Source organism: Microbacterium sp. NPDC087589, from assembly GCF_044743635.1.
GTDB lineage: Bacteria > Actinomycetota > Actinomycetes > Actinomycetales > Microbacteriaceae > Microbacterium.
The window spans coordinates 179,426-198,039 of record NZ_JBIUWV010000002.1 but is presented as its reverse complement, the minus strand read 5'-3'; the positions used below and the strand labels follow the sequence as shown (position 1 = coordinate 198,039).

Sequence of the window (18,614 nt, the reverse complement as noted above, 5' to 3'; positions counted from 1 at the left end):
CGGCAACCATCCGTAATGCAATCCGAGCGCGAGACGGCGTGGCGACGTTGCTCAGCTATCTGCGCAGCCCCAACGCGCGCACACACGCCTGGGGGCCGTTGTTCGATCCTCGCCTCACAGACGAAGACCCCCTCGACCTGATCTCCCGCCTTCGGCCGGACCAGCTGCTCCCCGTACCCGAGGGCTTCTCGGGCGCCGTCCCGACATTTGGCGAGGCGCGCAGGGCGGCCCTCGACTTCGCAGAGACCCATCGAGACCAGATGGCTGCCGCCCTGCCACCTCGACGCAAGACATGGGACCACAAAGAGACTCAGCAGTGGACCACGAGCGTCACTTCGTCGAGCACTCCCTCGCGCGCGCTCGTCTCCGTGATCATGCCGGTGCTGAATCGAGCCGATCTCGTGGCCGTGGCTATCGAATCCGTCCTCGCGCAGACTCACGAGCAGTTGGAACTGATCGTCGTCGATGACGGCTCGACCGACACCACGCGTGACGTCGTCGCGGAGTATGTGCGCGCCGACCCTCGGGTGCGCCTTCTCTCAGGGCCCCACGCGGGCGTCGGAGCCAGCCGCAACACCGGACTGCAGCAGGCACACGGCGAGTTCATCGCGTTCCTCGACAGTGACAACAGCTGGACCCGCAGATTTCTCGAGCTGTCGTTGGCTGCCCTCGACGCGGCTCCCGACGTCGTCGCTTCACATGCAGGGCTCCGATTGCACGGCGACGATGAGGTGGCGTATCGAGGTGGCGATGCGCAGCTCACCGACCTTCAGCTCGGAAACTCCATCGACCTCAACGTGCTGGTCATCCGAGCGCAGGTCCTGCAGACGACCGGTGTCTTCGACGTCACGCTCCGCCGTTGGGTGGACTATGACCTCGTCCTGCGCTTGGCGAAGCTCGGACGGCTCGAGTACCTCCCGTTCATTGGATGCGAGTACGACAACAAGAGCGCCGATGGGCGCATCACGCAGAACGAGTCACAGCACTGGGAGTGGGTCGTCCGGGAGCGCAACCTCATCGATTGGAGTGCCCTGCGCCGGTCCGTGGAAGATCGTGTCGCAGATCGTACGAGCCTCGTGACTGTCGTCGCAGGATTGACAGGGCACGCAGCTCGGTCCATCGACCGTCTCCTGCACTCCTTCGACGAGGATCTGGAGATCGTCATCATCGACAACGGTTCACGTGCTGGGGTCGGCCGGCATCTGACCCTTCGCTATATGAGTGAACCGCGAGTCAGATACGTTCGACTCCCGGCGAACAACAACTTCGCCCTCGCCGCCAACTACGGTTTCTCCCTCACCACGGGCGCTCAGGTCGCGTTCCTCGACCCTGATACGGATGCCCGCGACGGTTGGCTGGAGACTCTGTCGACCAGGCGGAGGGACGTCGGGGCGGCTGGCGTCCAAGCTCTCCTGGTGAACCGGGACTACACGGTGCAGCACGCCGGCTATGCCTTCTACGAGCAGCTGCCCCTGCCGAGCGGGCTACTGGCAAACCTCACTATCGACGACGCCGCAGTCGCACGGATCGATGACCTGACCGCCATCAGCGCCAGCGCCAGTCTTTTCGACGCCGCGATCTTCGCCGAGCTCTCGGGGTTCGACCCGATGTATGCGAATGGGCTCGAAGACGTGGACTTCTGCCGCCGGGCGAAACGCGAGATGCCCACAGCTCAGTTCGAGTGCGAACCGCGGGCGATCGTCGTACATCAACCGGGGACCAGTGCCTATCGGGAACGCCGACAGGTGCAGAATCGCCGCACCTATCTCGAGCGTTGGCACGGACAGAGCACACCCGACGACCGAGACCGCTACGGCGCTCTGGGTATGACGGTCGCCGGCTTCGCGCCCACCTTCAGCCCTGGGCAGCCGTCCGCCATTCCCGTACTGCTGAGAGAGTCGCGTCGTCTGGAGACCGCATCCGCGGCATCACCTAGGCAATTGCGCTGGGCCATCAAGACCGGCGTTCCGTGCACGCGGGGCGGCGATCACTGGGGCGACATCCCGTTCGCGTCCGATCTCGCACGTGCACTCAGGTCTCACGGGCAGCAGGTGGTCACGGATCGGCATGAAGCCTGGACCCGGTCGACCTCGTACCTCGACGACGTCGTGCTGACACTGCGAGGACGCCATGCGATTCCTCCACAGCCCGGGGCCGTCAACATCCTGTGGGTGATTAGCCGGCCGGAGCTGGTGACTATCGACGAGGTTCGCGGATACGACCTGGTGTACGCCGCCTCGGAGAAGTGGGCCGCTTGGATGTCGGCACGCTCCGGTCGAACCATCGAGCCGCTTCTTCAGGCGACATCACCCGAACGCTTCCGGCCGGACCTGGAGCCGGTCAGCGAGCCCGATGATCTGATCTTCGTCGGCGGAAGTCATGGGCACGAATTCGGACGCGCCATCGTAGGAATGGCTGTGCAGGCCGAAGCTCCGGTCGGCCTCTGGGGCCCCGGCTGGCACAAGTTCGCGCCCGAGCGCTATGTGCGCGACGGGTACCTCGACACCGATCGCCTGCCGAACGCCTACAGGTCGGCGAACATCGTTCTCAATGACCACTTCTCCGACATGGCGGAGTGGGGCTTCATCAACAACCGCACGTTCGATGCCCTTGCCTGCGGAACCCCGCTGATCAGCGACGCGATCGACGGCCTGGAGATCTTCGAAGGGGCCGTGGTCATCGCGGACTCGACGGAGCGTATGCGCGAGCTCGTCACCGATCGAAGCTGGATGCCGTCGACGGAGCGGATGGCCGAGATCTCCTCGAGGATCCGAGCGGATCACTCCTTCGATTCACGGGCTCGCACGCTTCTCGAAGCGGCGCTGTCGCGGCGTAGCTGACGCTTGTATAGTTCGTGACAGCGTCGCCGGTCAGAAGACCACCCGAAGGTTCCGCGCCCGTCAAGTACCTGCCCGGTTGGACGAGCGGCGCCGGCGCCTCGGCTTGCTCTGACCTGAATACCCGCATCGTGCACGAAGACTTGGAGACCTAGTGAGAATTGCTCACTTCGGCACATTCGATGTCGCCAACTACGGCGATCTCCTGTTCCCCCGTCTTCTGGAATGGCGACTCGCAGACATCGCAGATGAGATTGTTCACATATCGCCGGTAGGCGGCATACGGATTTACCGGGACGTTCCCGTCAGCCATTCTCTGGCTGACGTTCAGCGAGCAGGAAGCGAATTCGACGCCGTCGTTGTCGGGGGCGGGAACATCATCCATGACAACGGGACCAACCTCGCCACCTACAAGAGTGTCAAAAGCGTGGCGTACCCGCGATTGTGGCTCGGTGCCACGCAACTCGCAACGAGACAACGGATCCCTCTGGTGGTGAACGCCCCGGGAGTTCCCAAGGTGCCGGGCAGGACGGCCGCGCCTCTGATGCGTCGCTTCGCCTCCCGAGCCGACTACCTCTCCGTCCGCGACACCTACAGCCAAGAAGTACTGCGGTCTATCGGGGTCCCGGGCGCCGCCGTGGTCCCGGATTCCGCACTGGAACTCCGCGACATGTTCACCACGAACGCGCCTGCGAACCTGGACGTGCCGACCCGGCTGACGGAGACGTTGGACTCCCGGTTCGCAGCTGTGCACATCAATGCCCGCTACAAGGGCGGCGACGTCGCGTCGCTCGCCCGACGTCTCGATGAGCTTTCAGCGACGCTTCAAGGGACGATCGTCCTCATCGCCATCGGTCCGTGTCACGGCGACGACGAGTTCGCCGAGACCGTGGCTGCACAGATGCAATCTGACCCGGTCGTGTTCGGTGCGCCGAAGGCCGTAGAAGACATCGCCTACGTGATCTCTCGCTCGTGCGCGTACATAGGATCATCCATGCACGGGTTCATTACTGCCGCGTCGTTCGGAGTCCCCGGACTCATCGTCGCCAGCCACGCCGCCCAGCACAAGTTCCGGGGGGTGCTGGCTCACCTCGACGCCGAGGAACGCCTGGTCTCGAGCTGGGACGAGGCCCTGAACCTCCTCGGACCCACCGGTGATCCGAGCGCGCTCGCGCCAGTTGCAATCGAGCCAGCCCTCACGAGGATCAACGATCACTGGACTGAGCTTCGCACTGCATTGCAGGGCGGTACCCGGCCGATCACTACCCCATAGCGACCGAGGGCGTCGACCGGGCGTGCCGGACGACCTCCGTCGGCCCCGTTGCAACGGGGCCGACGTGATCACACCACTTTGAGCCCCGGGCGCTAGGCTCGCGCGGTATTCACTGCTGTTCTCAGGAACCCGTCGAACCGCTGCTGCTGACCTGCGAGCATGCCATTCTCGACCAGCCAGGCACGGCCCTCAATCCGCGAACCTTCAGCCTCGACTTCGGCACTCGTTCGACGGAGCGCATCGACCCATGCCTCGTGCGAGTTCGCGACCACCGTGGTTCCAGGGACCGACGTCTCACGGTAAGGCCCGACGGCGCTGCCGATGGCACGCAGTCCCAGTGCGAGATACTCAAGGAGCTTGAGGTCTGACCTGGACGCATTGAGCTCCGTGTCTGCCAATGGCGCGATCGCAAAGTCGCTTCGCTCGGCGACCTCACGGAGCCATTCGACGGCCTGGGGGAACTGAGCGCTCTCCGGCACCTCGACGCTCTGCAGCCAAGGTCGACTGTCTCGCAGATCCTCCACCTCGTCTTCGGCGGCAACGCCGATCAGCACGAGTTCGAAGTCGGGGCGGGTGGCCGCGAACGCATCGAGTGCCGGGAGCACGAGGCCGAGATCCCCGCTGTGCGTCCGGTCTCCGAAGTAAAGCGCGCGGACCTTGCCGTCTCGCACCCGCGGGCTGACCGGCACGCTCCACAAGCGATCACTCAACGCCGCGGGGAAGACCTCAACCGGGACTTTCAGGTCCGCCCATCGCTCACGGCACGCCTCTGTCGACACCGAGAGCGCCGTCGCGCCGCGCAACAGCGCTGTCGGCGCAGGCGCATCTGCGACATTTCTCGGACGCACCCCGCTTTCGGAGTTGGTCGACATCAGATCGCCGTCCTCCTCGACCACGAGCGCCGCGCCGGCGGTTCCGAGTGCCTTGATGAGGTCGGTGACGGCTGCCTCGGGTACTGCGTCGCGCTGCACGATCAAAGCATCGAGCAAGCCCTGCCGCACGGATGCGATCGCGCCGTCCGGTGTGACCCTCACGAAGTCCACGTCGCGGGCCACGGAGTTTCGCATACGTTCCCACAGGCGCACATATGTCGACGCAGGCGCTCGCGTAAGGTCGCGGGAGGAACCTGAGAGTACACCTACTCGGAGCGTGTCAGACGGCTCGCCCTCCGATCCGGAGAGAACCCCACGGTAGATGTCGAGATACCGCAGTGCCATCTGCTTCGTGGTCCACGCGATACCCCAGCCGTTCTGCCAATCGTCGACGCCGCGCAGAGCCTTGACGCGTGATTCACGATCGTAGAGCGCCTCCGTCATCTGCGTGAGCAGGGAGGGTCCGTCAAGACCGTCTAGGACCCAGCCCGCGTTGAAGCGTCTGACGCGCTGCGCGACATTGGGGAAGTCAAGAACGAAGACGGGAACGCCGACGCTCCACATCTCTGTGAGGGTGTGACAGTACGTTTCGTCCCAAATCGAGAGCACTGCTCCCGCGTGGGGGGCGATCTTCTCGACGAGTTTGCCGAAGTTCTCACGCTTGTAGGCACCGTGGTACACGACGCGCGAGCCCTCGGATTCGAACTTCTCCTTAATCGGTCCGAGAATGTGCCACTCGATCTGCCCGAGAGTGTCGGCGTCAGCCATCGAACGCAGAATCTCCGCGCCCTTGGCCGCGTTGATTCCCCCTGGCACAAGAACTCTGATGGACTCGCCGTATACCGGCCGAGCGGCGACAAACTTGAGCACCTCAAAATCGCGGCCGTGTTCGATGACATTGAACCGCTCGGGATCCATCTCGGGAAAGTGGTAGAGGATCAGGTCGCGTGCGCTCTCCGACGTGGTGACGAATGCGTCGCACATCCGAATCGCGCGCCAGAAGCGGTCCTGCCACCACTGAAGCCAGTCACCTGCTGGAGTCGGGTACTGCTGCACCGGCCAGCCGGAGTCGCGGTACACCGAACCTGACCCGACGTACTCGTCACCCAGGTACGTTCCCCGGTCGTCGATCAACTTCAGGTTTGGAGACAAGGCGTAGTAATCGTGGAAGGAGACGACGACCTTCATCCCGAGTTGGCTCGCGATGCCCGGCAGCGACAGCGAGTGCCACAGCAGATGCCTGATGTGGACGATGTCGAAATCGCACTGTCTGAGCCACGACCCGACCACGCTGTCGTATTCGGGTGAGATGTGGCCGATCGGCTCGAGCTCGTGATGCAGTTCGTGTCGATTCACTTCGTGAAGCTCGCCGTCGACGACCCGACTCAGAGTCATCTCCCGCGAATCACAGCGCAACACCCAAGGCTCCACGGCATCGTCGAGCGCGTTCATGAGGTCCGCATTCGTCTGAGGCGTCCCACCCGTCGTCGTCGAGATGACATAGAGAACACGAGGAAGCGCGGCAGCGCTCCTGGACGCCACGGTCAGCGCGACGTGCGCGCGATTTCGCGCGATCGCAATCTCCGGGCTCTCTCGGAAAACGCGGATCGCGTGCTTGTATTCGGGGTATCGAGCGTCTACAACGGCCCGGCCTGCGGCGAGCAGTTCGGTCTTGCTATCACCGAAGCTCTTCGATCGATCGTGGAAGACATAGGTGCTGTCATCGATGACATGGATCCAACCGGCGCGGCCCGCGCGCATGCAGAAGTCGTTCTCTTCGCCATAACCGCGCGGAAAAGCCTGCGAATCGAGCGGCCCGATCTCCTCGATGCAGAGTCGGCTGATCCACATGCAGAAACCGTTGCCGGTGGGGACTCTCGGATACACCCTCACCGATTCCCGGCGGAACGCGCGCGCATACGCGATCTCGTCGACGCCGGCAGGCAGCGGATTATCGTTTCCGATTCGCGGCGCCGAGAACGCGCCGGCTCGGTCGGACATGGCGGTCACTGTCGCGGTCCGAGGCGAGTTGGCGGCGGCCGCGAGCATGCCGTCGAGCCATCCGGGCGTCACGCGCGCATCCGAGTTCAGGAGCACGACATCGTCGTCCCCGGCTTCGACGATCCCCCGGTTCACGGTCCTCGTGAACCCCATGTTCGTCTCGTTGCCGAGGATTCTGAGCCTCGTATCGTCGCGGTGGCGAGCAAGTACTTCTTTCACCCGCGCATCAGGTGAGCAGTCGTCGATCAGCAGGATGCGTGCGGTTGCAGGCGTGTGAGCCAGGAGACGCTCGATGCATATCTCCACATCGTCCGGCGCGTTGTAGATCGGGACGATGATGGTCACGCCACGGTGCGAGGGCTCTTCGAAGCGGACGCTTCCCCCCTGTGACTGGCGCGGGCGTGAGCTGAAGCGAAACTCGTTGCTCGTCATCTGGTCAGGGAACCGCAGCGAGAGTGCGTGCTCAGCACCGTCGGAGATCCATCGGTGCAGCGGATTGACGAATCTCAGCCCACCCTGGCCGTTGGCGAGGCCAGCTTTGCGCAAGTCATTTCGCGGCAGCGAGTTCTTGACCGTCAGGTATGGATGGCCGTCGAGAAGCACTTCGACATCGAAGACGTCGTCCGGCCAGTTCTCATTGATGGCCCACCCTCGCACGTCAGCGGCGTCGGTGACTTCGAGGCTGCCGCGGTACGAGTCTTTGAGGGCTGCGGTGCTCACCTCTCTCTCGAGCATGATCGACCCGTCTACGGGATCGCGGAGCGATACCACGACGGAATCTGCCGAGGGGCGGAACTTGCCGGTGGGAACACTGAATCCCCACGATCCTGTTCCGGCTCCCGTGGCGAGTTCCGGAACTGCGAGGTCGCACCTGTGACCTGCCGCGACGCGATGCTCGTCGAGATAGATGTCAGCGACGACAGGGCCATTCTTGCCGTTCAGCTTCACCCAACCGTTCAGCGCCCGGTTCTTGGGCTCGCGGATGGCACCGCGCCAGGGCGTGCCACTGAAAGGAGCTCGGAACTCTCGCTCTGCGACCAGCTCGCCCGATCCGCTCGCCAAGACTGCGATCTTCACCCGGTCGCCAAACGTCGCTGATGCCGGGAGTTCCAATACGAAACCGTGCTTACCGTGCGCGTTGCCGGCAGAGACGAGGTCCTTTCGGAACCTGTCGGCGGGGACGTTCGTCGCGACGAGCACGCCGTCGAGCTCGATGTCGATGTGAAGACTCGAGCCATCGCCGTCGCGACGAGCCCACCCGAACACACCTCGTCCATTGAACCCGTCGATCACTCCGACCAGTGCTGTCATGTTGGCAGCCCCCACCCCTCCTAGTACGGCACGCAGAAAGAACCTGTCTTTGCGGATCACGAGCCGAAGCCAGGATATCGCAACGCCCCGCGCGGCCCCGGTCCACGCATGGACCCGTCACCACGCCATACCGGGCAGCTCAGACCGAGAAGTTCAGCGCGAGCGCGCGCATGTACGCTACTGAAGGCAGACGCGCCTGCGCAGAGAAGATTGGGAGTGGCTGGACAATGAGCGATTATGTGTTCATCAGTGACCGGACTGGCCAGGCTGCACAGATCCTCAACAACCGGTCCTCTTCCTAGATCGCGGCGCTCGGATACCGCTCCGAAGGCGCGGAGCTACTGGTCTCAGCGAATCGACGCATGGCGGCCATGCACTTCTCACGCTCCACTCACCTCTATCGGGCGAGCGATCAGAGGCACACGGATCTTGACGGCGCGGTGACCCTGCTCAAGGGCCATGCGATCAAGCGAGGACGCGACGACGCGCAGCTCCTGCCCGCCGAGGCGATCTCCGGCGAGATCGCGGGTGGAGGCTCGCCGACTCTGCGCGAACGCATCGTCGGCGAATACTGCATCTGTCACTTCGACGGAGATGACGCGACGTTCGTGAGTGACCCCCTGTCCATGGTCCCGCTCTTTTACCATGAGGCACGGGATGGGACTTGCATTGTCACGACCCGACCGCGTTTGATCCAGGCGTTGATGCCGCACTTGGGCTTCGATTACCGAAGCCTCGCTTGGCAGGCCATCGCCTTCTGGCCGCTCGGGGAAGACACTCTGGTCAGCGGCATTCGTCGTGTTCCACAAGGCGGATGGCTCGGAATTACGGACAGCGGCGTTCTGGTCCATGAGCGCCCCCTCTCTTATCTCAACCGCCAAGACGGCGGCGAGATGCGAGCGCAACTCGACAGAGATCCCGAAAGAGTGCTGGACCGGGTCGTCGGTGACATGGCTGCTTCGCTTCGCGCTGTGTTCGACACGGGTGCAAGGGTGAATCTGGCGCTCACCGGTGGTCGCGACTCGCGCGCCATCGCGGCTTTGGCAACCATGCCAGGGCCGCTGCCGCCCACCCTGTCGGCGTTCTCCAACGGCGTCCGCGATCACCCCGACGTTGTCGTCGGGCGTAGTGTGGCGGATGCGATCGGCGCTGAGTTCACCAACAATGTCCCGAAGCCGTCGAGCTTCTCCTCCGGAGACATATTCAGGCAGCGACTCGGAGCAGTCTTCCGCTACGACGGAATGCTGCCGATTTGGGATGGCGGAGGCGGCCCGGGGCATCTCGCCCGCGGTCCTGCTCCAAGGCCACGTGGGTGAGGTGTTTCGGGACAAGTGGTTCGCCACCCCCTACGCGTCTCCTGAAGATTTCGCTCGCAGGATGTTCGCGGGAGCCAACGTCGACCCGAACGATCTCTTGCGGGCGGATGCTGCCGCCGAACTCAGCGAACAGCTGGTCGACCGTGCGCGCTACTACGTCGACAACGGCGCCAGCGCAGCCCAGCTGGGAGGTGTCTTCCGCATCGAGGGAATGCAGTCATGGGAAAGCGCACAGTTCTCACAGGGAGCATTGTGGGCGAGCCACCCGGTTCATCCTCTCTATGACCCGGACTTGATCGATCTCTCCTTCTTGGCTCCGCCGGACTGGCGGAACGACGAGCGCATCCATTACGAGATCATCAAGAGAAGCGGTTTCAATCTCGTCGACTTGCCGTTCGCTGAGCACGGTTGGCATCAGGGTCTGGAACTGAATGCGGGTTGCAGCGCCGTGCACGTTCCCCCCGTGCGCAACACGCGCCAGCTTGTGTCGGCTTCAGGCTGGCAGTCCGCTCTGTTCTTCAAGTCACCTTTGCAGAGACGCTTCCTTCAGATCATCGATGAATGCGGATCGAGCCCGCTATGGGACTACTTCGACAAGGAGAAGACGCGTTCCGCGATCACCGACGCTCGCGCGGACATTCCATCGATCAAGATGACCCGGCTGTACTCGCTCGTGACGTCTCTGTGCTACGCGCACGGATACGAGCTCCCACTCAAGTTCAACAGCGAGGCTGGGGTGGAAACCGTGGAAGCTCGAACCGTACTGAAAACGAGGTCGGGCATCGCAGTGCTTTTCGACGGGCGCGGGAAAGGGGTCCCTGTCGATGACGCCGCTTCCGAGGTGCCCGACGGCGTTCCGATGACAGAGGCGCCCGACCTGGTCATCGAAGCTGCGTCTGGGAACGACGCAGCGTTCTTGAGTGAGACTGATGTCTACCAGCTACATCTCGAACTGCGCCAAGCGGTTAGCGAGAAGCGCAAACTCGAAGCTGAGTTGCGTCTCGCGCAGCGGGAACTGGATTCGTTACGAAAAAAGGACGCGTCAACGGTTCAATCGAGTATTTGAAGCCTGGCCGGTACACGTCGACACCCCCGGTTCGATCTGTGCACTAGATTCCATTGAGTTCCTTTATTACTGGAATCAGCGCACTAGCGGGCAAGGGATTGTGCCCGGCCGCTTCGCTGCTGAAGAATCGGATCTGCAACCCGCCCGTTTCGATTTCCTTGTTCACCATTCCCTTGATCATCGGTGCAATATGGTGCTCGATGTGCCAGGCATCGTACGTGTTGACCATGACAGTGACGTTAGGGATGTGCTGCTCCTTTTCCCAGAGAGCGGCGATGCTGAACCTATGGTGATAATTCCGATAGATGGTCATGTTGCTGATGCCGCCCCAGCCAGCCTCGAGCACTCGAGACAATTCTCGGATGTCATGGAAGCGAAGCAGCTCAGTTTGCGGATTCATAGCCAACACTTTTGCTCCGCGCACAAGTGTCCCCAACACCAGCGAGATAAATCCACCGCCGGAAGACCCGAAGAACAACGCCTGATCGTTGCGGATTCCGAAGTGCTCGAATAGCCCCTCAAAGAACTTAGCCACGGTCTCTGCGTAGTTCACCCACCGAGAACCGAGCATCCATCCTATCTGTATATCCTCAGCCAGGTCCAGTGACGGATCGGCGAGCGAAATGGCAATTCCGTCCAATTCGTCGAACATCTTGATCCGCTGGAAATACGGATGCGCGTAGTCTTCCCTTTTCATGAATCCGGGCGAAACGACAAAAGCGCGTTTCACGTCAGACGATCGGAAATAGATGTTCAACTCGAAATGCTGAAACTTGACGACATACCACCCAGTTTCGGCCAACAAGTCATATTCATCCGCGTTCATCCGTGTCTTCTGCACGGATGCAAGTATATGGGTTCAGCGTAGATGAGAGTGGAGCGGAGCGGGCGCGCGTCTAGCTCGCCAGGCCTTGGGGCCCTTTGCGGGTCTTGGATCTCCCTCTATCCGGAAACGCGTCAGACGCCCGATCTCCCGTTGGGCCCATCGAGGACCGGATCCTGCTGCTTCAATGCCGGGGCGGCCCAATGCGTAGATCGCTGGCAGCTTCCTCGTCAACGAGTCCGAGGCCGGTCCGTCGCCGCGTACGCACTGGGCACCTCAATCAGCTTTAGACGGCGGCGACTTTGTTGAGGAATCTCTCGACCGTCTGCCCGATCACAACGTCGGGTTTCAGTTCATCCACGAGATCCCAATCGAAATCCGGGCCCCAGTGGAAGTGAAACTCTCGGAACAGGTGCTTTCCCCACCAGGAGAGGTAGCCGGCGAAGTCACCGGTCTCGAAGAACGAGTTTCCGAAGGTCAGCACCTTGAGCGGGCTCGCGCGTTGCTGTTGACCCACCTGAACCGGCGGCCCCTGAATCCGCCCTCGGCCGGGAAGTACTTTTCCACCATCGTGATGCGCCCGGCGTAGGCGGTGAACTCATCGTCGCTCGGCTCAACGATCCGCGAGTAGACGGGAAGCGCGAAGCGCCCCGTGAGGTCTCCGAGGGCATACCTGAACTGGTACATGCGAACAGCATCGACGAGGGGAACTAGCTGCGGGTCGATTTGAGCGGCTAGGGCAGAGATCATCCTCAGCACCGACCGCCGAGAAGTGCGTGTCCGTCATCAAGAATCGATCATCGAAGTCGTTCGACTGCTCAAAGGGTGCGACACCGCTGACGTAAAAGTCGGCGTCGCGCAGCCTGCTATCGATCTCGTGGAGTACGGGGCTCGGACCCTCGATATCTAAGGGTGCGGCGTCGCGCATGACCGTCAACTTCTCCGGGATGATCGTTTGCAGGAAGCGCATCCCCCGCGTTTCGCATCCTCGTACTCGCTGGGCGAGTACATCCATCCAGCGTTCCACTCGCGCCATGAGCGCGTCGTCGACAGCCTCGTCGTACAGCGATAGCAGGGAGTTGCTCCCACCGGTGAGGAAGAGTTGCCCGCGCAGTCCGATCACTGCTGAGCCATCCCGTGAGGGCACCCCTGCAGGCAAGAGGATAGGTCGCATATTGCCCGCCTCTACCTGTGTGATCTCACCGTGTCGCGCTCAGCGCGAGTCCATAGGACGGGGCCGAAACCCCATTCAGCTCCTCGACAGCAGCTTTCGTGAGACTGGCGAGGCCCTCATCTCCGAGGCTCAAAGCCGCGTCGCGGCCATCGCTGAGCGCCTTCACGATAAGACGGCCGGACACCACGTCGAGAGCAGTGATTCTTCGAGAACATCGGAGGGAAAATGTCGTGATCTGGTTTGTAGTCTTCAGGAGGTCGGCTCGGGAGCCGCTCGGACTTGCTTCCCCGAGGACGTCGCCGTCGAAAAGTGCGACGACTCGCACATGGCGGTTGTCAGCTGCTTCCGGGTCGAACACCCAACCGGTGAGGGTCTGCTTGTCAAAGTCGAAGCGTTCCGCGTACCCGTGCACCCGTGCACCCGCCTCACTGTAGCGGATACACAGCGAGACTTGATTCGGACCGCGAAGATCCCGTCTGCGGACTTATCATCGAGGACTGCATTAGTGGGAGTCATGCGCGCGCTCCGGCTCCTGCTCCTGCTCCTGCTCCTGCTCCTGCTCCGAATGGGCGTGTCATACGGGGCCGGCATTGATCCCTACCCAGGGCACCACAAGCCCTTCGCTTCGTCCCTCATACCGGAATCCGCACGGTAGGCGCATCCCCCGTCTCCCAGAAGTCCGCGTCCAGCACTCTGGTCACCGGATCGGGCTCCTCCGCCCACGCCGGCGCCGCCTGCACCGGCGACGCCTGACGAGCAGCTGCACGAGCCGCATTCTGCCGCTGCAGTTCGGCAGCGGCGGCACGACGCTCCCACAGCTCGCGCTCGATCATGGTGCGGTCCCTGGCGTGGATCATCGCCCTCAGGATCATCGCCAGCAGCAGACCCATGTATCCGCCGAGGGTGTTCGCGAGCACGTCGAGCATGGTCGACACGCGCTCGTCGAGGGCGACGCCCTGCGTGAACTCGATCGCGCCGGAGAAGGCGGGGATGAGGAAGATCGCCACCCACCACGCCTTGCGGGCGAGTGCCAACCCGAGCAGGAAGCCGAGTGGCACGAACATGCCGATGTTGGCCACGAACTCCAGCTCGTTGTAGCCGAACCGCTCGGGCACGCCGAGGTTGTGCAGCGCACGGAGCACCCGCGCTGCGATGCTGTCGAACTCGAGCTGCTCAGGCTGCGGCCACATCGTGACCAGCAGCACGAAGGCGGAGTACACGACGAGCAGCAGCGTCGAGATCCACAGCCGTGCATGGCTTCGCGGCGGCGGGGGCCCTACCTGGATCTGTGTCATGGTCGCGTTCCTCTCTCAGGCCCGAGGTCGGGCGACGGCGATGCCCGCAGGCAGGCTCGGGCCATCGTATCCATCACCAATCTCATTCCACCGCGAAGTAGCCGAGAACCCTGCGCGCAGGTCATCCGCAGCCGGGTACGACAAAGGGGCCGGACCCGAAGGCCCGACCCCTGTGCGAGAAAGCAGATGCTTACTTGATGATCTTCGTGACCGTACCGGCGCCGACGGTGCGTCCACCCTCACGGATGGCGAAGCCGAGGCCCTCTTCCATGGCGATCGGCTGGATCAGCTCGACCGTCACGTCAGTGGTGTCGCCGGGCATGACCATCTCGGTGCCCTCAGGCAGCGTGATGACGCCGGTGACGTCGGTGGTGCGGAAGTAGAACTGCGGGCGGTAGTTCGTGTAGAACGGGTTGTGACGCCCACCCTCATCCTTCGACAGGATGTACGCGGTACCGGCGAAGTCGGTGTGCGGCGTGACCGAACCCGGCTTGACGATGACCTGACCGCGCTCGACGTCCTCACGCTTCGTGCCACGGAGCAGGAGACCACAGTTCTCGCCGGCCCATGCCTCGTCGAGCTGCTTGTGGAACATCTCGATACCCGTGACCGTGGTCTTGACGGTCGGACGGAGTCCGACGATCTCGACCTCGGAGTTGATGGCCAGCGTGCCACGCTCGGCGCGGCCGGTGACGACGGTTCCACGACCGGTGATCGTGAAGACGTCCTCGACGGGCATCAGGAACGGCTTGTCCTTGTCGCGCACGGGGTCGGGCACGTTCTCGTCGACGGCCTCCATGAGGTCGAGGATCGACTGAACCCACTTCTCGTCGCCCTCAAGGGCCTTGAGAGCGGAGACGCGGACGACAGGAGCGTCCTCAGCGAAGCCCTGCGAGGCGAGCAGCTCGGAGACCTCGAGCTCGACGAGCTCCAGGATCTCCTCGTCGTCGACCATGTCGGACTTGTTCAGCGCGACGAGCAGGTACGGCACGCCGACCTGCTTCGCGAGCAGCACGTGCTCACGCGTCTGAGCCATCGGGCCGTCGGTGGCGGCGACCACGAGGATCGCGCCGTCCATCTGAGCAGCACCGGTGATCATGTTCTTGACGTAGTCGGCGTGGCCGGGGGCGTCAACGTGCGCGTAGTGGCGCTTGGGGGTCTCGTACTCGATGTGCGAGATGTTGATGGTGATTCCACGCTGGCGCTCTTCCGGCGCCGAGTCGATGGAAGCGAAGTCGCGCTGCACGTTGGTGTCAGACGGGAACTTGTCAGCAAGCACCTTCGAGATCGCTGCGGAGAGCGTGGTCTTGCCGTGGTCAACGTGACCGATGGTTCCGATGTTGACGTGCGGCTTGGTCCGCTCGAACTTGGCCTTAGCCACTGGGTCCTCCTCAGGACGTCATGTAGAGGGTGCCGGGCACTGGTTTGCGACCGGTTCTCTACGGGTGTGAATCTCAGTTTAGTAGAGAGGGAATGTGAAGTTGTAGGTGACCTGGGAGCCGAGCCGGGGCCCGGCTCCCAGGAAAGTGTTACTCGCCGCCCTGGTGCTTCTGGACGATCTCGTCGGCCACAGCGCGGGGAACCTCAGCGTAGCTGTTGAACTCCATCGAGTAGACGGCGCGACCCGAGGTCTTCGAGCGCAGGTCGCCGATGTAGCCGAACATCTCGGACAGCGGGACGTGTGCACGGACGACCTTGACGCCAGCAGCGTCTTCCATCGACTGGATCTGGCCGCGACGCGAGTTCAGGTCGCCGATGACGTCGCCCATGTACTCCTCAGGCGTACGCACCTCGACCGCCATGAGCGGCTCGAGGAGCGCCGGGTTCGCCCGACGCAGGGCTTCCTTCATACCCATGGAACCTGCGATCTTGAACGCCATCTCCGAAGAGTCGACGTCGTGAGCAGCACCATCGACGATCGTCGCCTTGACGCCGACGATCGGGTAGCCGGCGAGCACGCCGACGTTCATGGCGTCCTGGAAGCCGGCATCGATCGAGCCGATGTACTCACGCGGGATGCGACCACCGGTGACCGAGTTGACGAATTCGTACGTCTTCTCGTCGTCGAGGTCGAGCGGCTCGATGTTGAACTGGATCTTCGCGAACTGACCCGAACCACCGGTCTGCTTCTTGTGCGTGTAGTCGTACTTCTCGACGGCCTTGCGGATCGTCTCGCGGTACGCCACCTGCGGCTTGCCGACGTTCGCCTCGACGTTGAACTCGCGCTTCATGCGGTCGACGAGGATGTCGAGGTGCAGCTCGCCCATGCCCTTGATGGTCGTCTGACCGGTCTCGGGGTTGAGCTCCGTGCGGAAGGTCGGGTCCTCCTCAGCGAGCTTCTGGATGGCGACACCCAGCTTCTCCTGGTCGGCCTTGGTCTTCGGCTCGATCGCGACCTCGATGACGGGCTCGGGGAAGGTCATCGACTCGAGCACGACCGGCGAGGTCGGGTCGGTGAGGGTGTCACCGGTGGTGGTGTCCTTCAGACCGATGACCGCGTAGATGTTGCCGGCGGTGACCGAGGGAACCGGGATCTCCTTGTTGGCGTGCATCTGGAAGATCTTCCCGATGCGCTCCTTCTTGCCCTTGGTCGAGTTGATGACCGCAGCGCCGGAGTCGAGCTGGCCCGAGTAGACGCGCACGTAGGTCAGGCGACCGAAGAACGGGTGCACCGCGACCTTGAACGCGAGAGCCGCGAACGGGTCCTTCGCGTCGGGGTGACGCTCGATGATCGTGTCGTAGTCCTTGGGGTCGTGCGCCTCGATCGAGCCCACGTCGAGCGGGTTCGGGAGGTAGTCGACGACGGCATCCAGCATCGGCTGCACACCACGGTTCTTGAACGCCGAACCGCAGAGCACCGGGTAGATCTCGGAAGCCACGGTGAGCTTGCGGATCGCACCCTTGATCTCTGCGACGGTCAGCTCTTCGCCACCGAAGAACTTCTCGAGCAGAGCGTCGTCGGTCTCGGCGACGGTCTCGAGGAGCTGCTGACGGTACTCGTCTGCCTTCTCCTTGAGGTCGGCCGGGATCTCCTGGATCTCGTAGGAGGCGCCCATGGTGACGTCACCCTTGGAGTCACCGGCCCAGACGAGCGCACGCATCTCGACGAGGTCGATGACGCCGATGAAGTCGTTCTCCGCACCGATGGGCAGCTGGATGACCAGCGGCTTGGCGCCGAGGCGGTTGATGATGGTGTCGACGGTGAAGTAGAAGTCCGCGCCGAGCTTGTCCATCTTGTTGACGAAGCAGATGCGGGGGACGTTGTACTTGTCGGCCTGACGCCACACGGTCTCGGACTGGGGCTCGACGCCCTCCTTGCCGTCGAACACGGCGACAGCACCGTCGAGGACGCGGAGCGAGCGCTCCACCTCGACCGTGAAGTCCACGTGACCGGGGGTGTCGATGATGTTGATCTGGTTCTTGTTCCAGTAGCAGGTCACGGCGGCAGACGTGATCGTGATGCCGCGCTCCTTCTCCTGCTCCATCCAGTCGGTGGTCGAGGCACCGTCGTGGGTCTCGCCGAGCTTGTGGTTGACGCCCGTGTAGAACAGGATGCGCTCGGTCGTGGTGGTCTTGCCAGCATCGATGTGAGCCATGATGCCGATGTTCCGAACCTTGTTCAGGTCGGTGAGCACGTCTTGTGCCACAGGAGTGTCCTTATCTTTTGTGCAGTCGTACTGCGAAGAGGGGGTGCCCGCCCCCGATGGTGATCAGGGGCGGGCGAAGCTGTTTACCAGCGGTAGTGAGCGAACGCGCGGTTCGACTCGGCCATCTTGTGCGTGTCCTCACGGCGCTTGACCGCTGCACCGAGACCGTTCGACGCGTCGAGGATCTCGTTCTGGAGACGCTCGGTCATCGTCTTCTCACGACGACCCTTGGCGTAGCTGACGAGCCAGCGCAGCGCGAGGGTGTTCGCGCGGTGCGGCTTGACCTCGACCGGAACCTGGTAGGTCGAGCCACCGACGCGGCGGCTCTTGACCTCGAGAGTCGGGCGCACGTTGTCGAGCGCCTTCTTCAGAGTGGCGACGGCATCCTGACCGTTCTTCGCCTCGACACCCTTGAGGGCGTTGTAGACGATCGACTCGGCGAGCGACTTCTTGCCGTCGACCAGGATCTTGTTGACCAGCTGGCTGACGATCGGAGCGCCGTATACCGGGTCGTTGACGACGGGACGCTTGGGGGCGGGACCCTTACGAGGCATTGGACTCAGCCCTTCTTTGCACCGTAGAGGCTGCGAGCCTGCTTACGGTTCTTGACGGCCTGGGTGTCCAGGGCGCCACGGACGATCTTGTAGCGAACACCGGGGAGGTCCTTGACACGACCACCGCGGACGAGCACCAGGGAGTGCTCCTGGAGGTTGTGACCCTCACCCGGGATGTAGGCGGTCACCTCGGTGCCGTTGCGGAGCTTCACACGAGCGACCTTGCGCATCGCCGAGTTCGGCTTCTTCGGGGTGGTGGTGTAGACGCGGGTGCAGACCCCGGCCTGCTGCGGGTTCGACTTGAGTGCAGGCGCCTTGGTCTTGGTGACCTTGGGCGAGCGACCCTTGCGAACCAACTGCTGAATGGTTGGCACGTTCTCTCCTCATAATGCTGCACGGTGACAGCGTGATGGGTTTCACATCAGTGACCCACCGGCACGCCGGA

General features: G+C 63.0%; 14 protein-coding genes. 4 read left to right on the top strand and 10 right to left on the bottom strand.

Going from position 1 to position 18,614, the window contains the following annotated elements:
* Window positions 1-38: 38 nt before the first annotated feature.
* Both ACIOU8_RS06870 and ACIOU8_RS06865 read left to right on the top strand, forming a co-directional pair.
* Complete coding sequence (locus ACIOU8_RS06870) at window positions 39-2,840, top strand: glycosyltransferase (RefSeq protein WP_400787425.1); 2,802 nt, start codon at window positions 39-41, stop codon at window positions 2,838-2,840.
* Window positions 2,841-2,991: 151 nt separating this feature from the next.
* Window positions 2,992-4,110 (top strand): polysaccharide pyruvyl transferase family protein, encoded by a 1,119-nt coding sequence (locus tag ACIOU8_RS06865; RefSeq protein WP_400787423.1) that lies wholly within the window; start codon window positions 2,992-2,994, stop codon window positions 4,108-4,110.
* A gap of 92 nt (window positions 4,111-4,202) precedes the next feature.
* On the opposite strand, the gene ACIOU8_RS06860 is transcribed toward ACIOU8_RS06865, so the two are convergent.
* Window positions 4,203-8,294: a glycosyltransferase gene (locus ACIOU8_RS06860; RefSeq protein WP_400787421.1), complete on the bottom strand. Its 4,092-nt coding sequence runs from the start codon at window positions 8,292-8,294 to the stop codon at window positions 4,203-4,205.
* Between the two features lie 362 nt (window positions 8,295-8,656).
* Between ACIOU8_RS06860 and ACIOU8_RS06855 the strand changes: the two genes are divergently transcribed.
* Together ACIOU8_RS06855 and ACIOU8_RS06850 are read left to right on the top strand one after the other, a co-directional pair.
* Window positions 8,657-9,610 (top strand): hypothetical protein, encoded by a 954-nt coding sequence (locus ACIOU8_RS06855; RefSeq protein WP_400787419.1) that lies wholly within the window; start codon window positions 8,657-8,659, stop codon window positions 9,608-9,610.
* Window positions 9,552-10,676, top strand: a complete 1,125-nt coding sequence (locus ACIOU8_RS06850) for a hypothetical protein (RefSeq protein WP_400787416.1) — start codon at window positions 9,552-9,554, stop codon at window positions 10,674-10,676. Before ACIOU8_RS06855 ends, ACIOU8_RS06850 begins: the two co-directional genes overlap by 59 nt.
* A gap of 43 nt (window positions 10,677-10,719) precedes the next feature.
* Here ACIOU8_RS06850 and ACIOU8_RS06845 read toward each other — a convergent pair whose 3' ends face one another.
* The 9 genes from ACIOU8_RS06845 to rpsL all read right to left on the bottom strand — a co-directional run bounded on the left by ACIOU8_RS06845 (window position 10,720) and on the right by rpsL (window position 18,543).
* Window positions 10,720-11,517 carry a hypothetical protein gene (locus ACIOU8_RS06845; RefSeq protein ID WP_400787413.1) on the bottom strand — a complete coding sequence of 266 codons (798 nt, stop codon included), beginning with the start codon at window positions 11,515-11,517 and terminating at the stop codon, window positions 10,720-10,722.
* A gap of 268 nt (window positions 11,518-11,785) precedes the next feature.
* Complete coding sequence (locus ACIOU8_RS06840) at window positions 11,786-11,983, bottom strand: hypothetical protein (RefSeq protein WP_400787411.1); 198 nt, start codon at window positions 11,981-11,983, stop codon at window positions 11,786-11,788.
* The gene (locus ACIOU8_RS06835) at window positions 11,977-12,249 is read right to left on the bottom strand and encodes a hypothetical protein (protein WP_400787408.1); all 273 of its coding nucleotides are present in this window, start codon (window positions 12,247-12,249) and stop codon (window positions 11,977-11,979) included. The genes ACIOU8_RS06840 and ACIOU8_RS06835 overlap by 7 nt, the downstream gene beginning before the upstream one ends.
* A gap of 449 nt (window positions 12,250-12,698) precedes the next feature.
* A complete protein-coding gene (locus tag ACIOU8_RS06830) occupies window positions 12,699-13,085 on the bottom strand; it encodes a hypothetical protein (RefSeq protein WP_400787405.1) in 387 nt (128 codons plus the stop codon).
* A 220-nt stretch (window positions 13,086-13,305) separates the two neighbouring features.
* Window positions 13,306-13,968: a VanZ family protein gene (locus ACIOU8_RS06825; RefSeq protein ID WP_400787402.1), complete on the bottom strand. Its 663-nt coding sequence runs from the start codon at window positions 13,966-13,968 to the stop codon at window positions 13,306-13,308.
* Window positions 13,969-14,158: 190 nt separating this feature from the next.
* Window positions 14,159-15,349, bottom strand: a complete 1,191-nt coding sequence (gene tuf / locus ACIOU8_RS06820; protein ID WP_042538710.1) for an elongation factor Tu — start codon at window positions 15,347-15,349, stop codon at window positions 14,159-14,161.
* A gap of 148 nt (window positions 15,350-15,497) precedes the next feature.
* Window positions 15,498-17,615 carry an elongation factor G gene (gene fusA, locus ACIOU8_RS06815; RefSeq protein ID WP_400787399.1) on the bottom strand — a complete coding sequence of 706 codons (2,118 nt, stop codon included), beginning with the start codon at window positions 17,613-17,615 and terminating at the stop codon, window positions 15,498-15,500.
* Between the two features lie 83 nt (window positions 17,616-17,698).
* Window positions 17,699-18,169 carry a 30S ribosomal protein S7 gene (gene rpsG / locus ACIOU8_RS06810; RefSeq protein WP_042538706.1) on the bottom strand — a complete coding sequence of 157 codons (471 nt, stop codon included), beginning with the start codon at window positions 18,167-18,169 and terminating at the stop codon, window positions 17,699-17,701.
* Between the two features lie 5 nt (window positions 18,170-18,174).
* The gene (rpsL, locus tag ACIOU8_RS06805) at window positions 18,175-18,543 is read right to left on the bottom strand and encodes a 30S ribosomal protein S12 (RefSeq protein WP_042538704.1); all 369 of its coding nucleotides are present in this window, start codon (window positions 18,541-18,543) and stop codon (window positions 18,175-18,177) included.
* Between the last annotated feature and the right edge of the window lie 71 nt (window positions 18,544-18,614).

Excerpts from the sequence above, each read along its gene's own strand:
- ACIOU8_RS06855 (WP_400787419.1), top strand. The coding sequence starts at position 8,657 with ATGGCGGCCATGCACTTCTCACGCTCCACTCACCTCTATCGGGCGAGC.
- ACIOU8_RS06860 (WP_400787421.1), bottom strand. The coding sequence starts at position 8,294 with ATGACAGCACTGGTCGGAGTGATCGACGGGTTCAATGGACGAGGTGTG.
- ACIOU8_RS06850 (WP_400787416.1), top strand. The coding sequence starts at position 9,552 with ATGGCGGAGGCGGCCCGGGGCATCTCGCCCGCGGTCCTGCTCCAAGGC.
- rpsG (WP_042538706.1), bottom strand. The coding sequence starts at position 18,169 with ATGCCTCGTAAGGGTCCCGCCCCCAAGCGTCCCGTCGTCAACGACCCG.
- ACIOU8_RS06825 (WP_400787402.1), bottom strand. The coding sequence starts at position 13,968 with ATGACACAGATCCAGGTAGGGCCCCCGCCGCCGCGAAGCCATGCACGG.
- ACIOU8_RS06835 (WP_400787408.1), bottom strand. The coding sequence starts at position 12,249 with ATGATCTCTGCCCTAGCCGCTCAAATCGACCCGCAGCTAGTTCCCCTC.